The sequence below is a fragment of the Allobosea sp. 05T422_2 genome (assembly GCF_056396265.1).
Map to the genome: position 1 here is coordinate 1 of NZ_JBFTLD010000421.1, position 3,330 is coordinate 3,330.

Sequence of the window (3,330 nt, forward strand, 5' to 3'; positions counted from 1 at the left end):
CCGTAGGCGTAGCCATCATCGTAGTAGTAGSTCCCGGAATAGGCCGGCCGGTTGGCTGCGATGGCAGCCGCGCCGAGAAGACCAACACCAACGGCGCCTGCGATGGCAACGTTACGGTTGCAACAGCCCCAGCCCCGTCCACGATAGTAGCTGTATCCGGCGCCGGCCTTGTCGAGGCGGCTTGCGTCAACGCCGGCGCGGGGCTCGCTGGCCGCCGCCGGCAGGACGAATCCAGCGGCCGAGACCGAGACGGTGGCCAAAGCCACGATGGCGGATTTCCTGAGAGAAGACACGGGTCATATCTCCTGCGATTCACGCGCCTGAACCTGGATCGCATGATCAGGCATCATGCTTGAATGCGGCCTGAACCAATCACGGCGGGATTGCGGCGGATGCAACTCGGACTGCGCGGGACGCGCGCTTGTTCGGGGCCGGCTGTCGTGAGAGGGGTTACGAAACGCCTCCGATGACAGTTTCCCCTCCATCAACGTCAGCTTTGGCAGATTGTTCCGGCGCTCGGATTCGCGCTGCCGGCGCCAAAGGCCGTCGCAGCCAGGTCCCGATATGAATCCGATCATCAACAGCCTGGTGGCGATCTTCCTGGTGCTCGCGACCGGCTGGGCCCTGAAGGCTCGCGGTTTCGTCTMCCCCAGCCACTGGGCCGGGGTCGAACGGCTGACCTATCAGGTGCTGTTCCCGGCAGTCGTCATTCACACCCTGGCCGTCGCGGATCTGAGCCAGTTGCCGGTGCTGGCGATGGGGCTGACCCTGGTCACCGCGATTCTCGGCGTATCGACCGTCCTCCTGATCGTTCGCCCCCTGCTTTCGCGTGTCGGAATCAACGGCCCGGCCTTCACCTCGGTCCTGCAGGGCTCGGTGCGCTGGAACACCTTCGTCGCGCTGGCCCTGGCGGCCGGGCTGCACGGCCGTGAGGGGGCAACGTTGATGGCGATCGCGGTGGCCTCGATGATCCCGCTGCTGAACGTGCTCTGCGTCCTCGTCTTGGCGCGCTTTGCCGTCGGGCGCCCGATGAGCGCGGCAGAGACGGCGCGCTCGATCGCAGTGAATCCCTTCATCTGGTCGTCTGCCGTCGGACTTCTGCTCAACCAGATGCAATGGATGCTGCCCGCGGCCCTCACGACCTATGTCGATATCCTCGGCCGGGCGGCGCTGGGTGTCGGGCTGCTCGTGGTCGGCGCCGGGCTCGAGATCCATCGCTTGAAGCAACCGCGACTAGCCCATGGCCTTGCCATCGGGCTCAAGCTCGTCGTGATGCCGCTCGTCGCCTGGATATTGGCGCGGCAGTTCGGCGTCACCGGCACCGCACTGACGATCACGGTGGTCGCGGCTGCGGTGCCGACGGCTACCGCGGCCTATTTCCTCGCGCGCGACATGGGTGGCGACGCCCCGTTGATGGCCGAGATCACCACGATGCAGACCCTTCTGGCGCTCGTGACATTGCCGGTGGCGGTCCTGCTTCTGGGATGATTCCAGACGCGCGTCAGACCCGCCTGCCGATGCACGCAGAAATTGAATTCGTTATTCCGTTAGGTCATTCTACGCATTGAGATCGCGTCGCTGCACGACCGCAGCGCCGCATCGTTCAAGGGCAAGCTGCCATGACTGCGCGAGGGCCGAGGCCAGGCCGCAAGACCAGAAATCCTCCCCATACGCCATTCGAGGCCGCTTCGTTCTCGACCACTCCCGTGAGCCTGGAGAGCTCCGCCACCCAGCAACTCGGAGTTGCCGAGTACATCGAGAGCATTTGTGTGGAATTGCGCATGATGGCCCGGGCGGCCAAGCTCGAAACGCTGGTCTACTTCCTCGACATGGCCCGGATCGAGGCCACGATCCAGATCGAGAGCCACGGAACGCTCGGCAAGCCATCCGACTGAAGACGTTCTCCGACGGAAGGAAGCCCTCCGACTGACGGCCGATTCCGCGAGGTTTGATGGCCGGGCGGGCCGTCCCGACGCGCTCAGGGCATGACGCGCGAAAGCGCGCCGCCGGGATGGCGCAGAATCGTGCCGTCGAGTTCCAGCTCGATCAGCAGCCGGCCGACATCGCGGGCGGAGCGGCCGCTGGCCCGGATCAGGTCGTCCAGGGAAACGGGAGCTGCTCCAAGCAGGGCCAGGACGCGCGCGCGGATCTCATCGCCTCCCCCTTCTCCTTCCGCTTCGCCTACCGCTTCCGACGGTGGTTCGAGATCGGAGCCGGCGATGGCAGGGGGCAGAACCGTCCTCGGCGCCGGGGAGATTTCCGGCAGATCGAGTTCGTCCCAGAGGTATTCTGATTCCGGATCATAGCCCGCGCGTGGTTGTGCGAGGCCTGTCGGCAGGGCGCCGCCATGGCCCAGCAACGGTGCGAGCGCCTCGATGACATGCGCGGCCTCTGCGCATAGCGTCGCGCCTTCACGGATCAGGTGATTGCCGCCCTCGGCGCGCGGATCGAGCGGCGAGCCCGGTACGGCAAAGACCTGGCGCCCCTGTTCATTGGCGAAGCGGGCGGTGATCAACGACCCAGACTTGCGTGCCGCCTCGACGACGACAGTGCCGAGCGCAAGCCCGGAAACTAGGCGGTTGCGCTGCGGAAAGTCGCGTCCGCGCGGGGCCCACCCCATCGGCATTTCGCTGATCGCCGCTCCCGACATGATCAGTCGCTCGAACAATTGAGCGTTCTGGGGCGGATAGATTTCGTCGAGCCCACCTGCCAGTACGGCGACCGTGCCGGTGCCCAGGCTCGCGCCATGGGCAGCGGTATCGATGCCGCGCGCCAACCCCGACACCACGACGAAACCGGCCTCGCCGAGATCCTGCGCCAGCCTGGCGGTGAATTTGAGGCCGGCCGCCGAGGCGTTACGCGAGCCGACCAACGCGACGCAGGGGCGCAGCAGGACCTCGCCGCGACCAAGCACGAGCAAGAGCGGCGGCGCGGAATCGATCGCCTGCAGCGGCCGCGGATAGTCGGGCTCTCCGAGGGCGATCAGTCGGCCGCCACACCGGCGCAGCGCTTCGATCTCGCGTTCGGCCTCGGCAACGGAGCAAATCCGGATGCTGCGGCCCGAGGTCCGTGCCAGTTCTGGCAGCGCATCGAGCGCAGCCGCGGCACCGCCAAACCGATTCATCAGAGCGCGGAAGGTGCGTGGGCCGATGCTTTCGCTGCGGATGAGCCGGAGCCAGTCGAGACGCTGGCGATCGGTGAGTGCGATGCCAGCCATCCCTGATCAGCCCTTCTGGCCGATCTTGCCCTCGCTGCGGTCCAGCAGCCTGGCAATGTTCTCGCGATGCATGAACCAGAGCAGCACAGTCAGAACGGCCATCAGCACGGCCA

4 protein-coding genes are annotated in these 3,330 nt (G+C 66.2%); 2 read left to right on the forward strand and 2 right to left on the reverse strand.

Going from position 1 to position 3,330, the window contains the following annotated elements:
• A partial coding sequence (locus AC1DJT_RS35395) for a hypothetical protein (protein ID WP_476835929.1) occupies window positions 1–293 on the reverse strand: 293 nt, incomplete at its 3' end.
• Window positions 294–564: 271 nt separating this feature from the next.
• On the opposite strand from AC1DJT_RS35395, the gene AC1DJT_RS35400 reads away from it, so the two are divergent.
• Window positions 565–1,488 carry an AEC family transporter gene (locus AC1DJT_RS35400; RefSeq protein WP_476835930.1) on the forward strand — a complete coding sequence of 308 codons (924 nt, stop codon included), beginning with the start codon at window positions 565–567 and terminating at the stop codon, window positions 1,486–1,488.
• Between the two features lie 218 nt (window positions 1,489–1,706).
• Window positions 1,707–1,895: a hypothetical protein gene (locus tag AC1DJT_RS35405; protein ID WP_441507624.1), complete on the forward strand. Its 189-nt coding sequence runs from the start codon at window positions 1,707–1,709 to the stop codon at window positions 1,893–1,895.
• 83 nt (window positions 1,896–1,978) lie between these two features.
• Here the strand turns inward: AC1DJT_RS35405 and dprA are convergent, their stop codons facing one another.
• Window positions 1,979–3,208, reverse strand: a complete 1,230-nt coding sequence (gene dprA / locus AC1DJT_RS35410; protein ID WP_441507670.1) for a DNA-processing protein DprA — start codon at window positions 3,206–3,208, stop codon at window positions 1,979–1,981.
• Window positions 3,209–3,330: the final 122 nt, after the last annotated feature.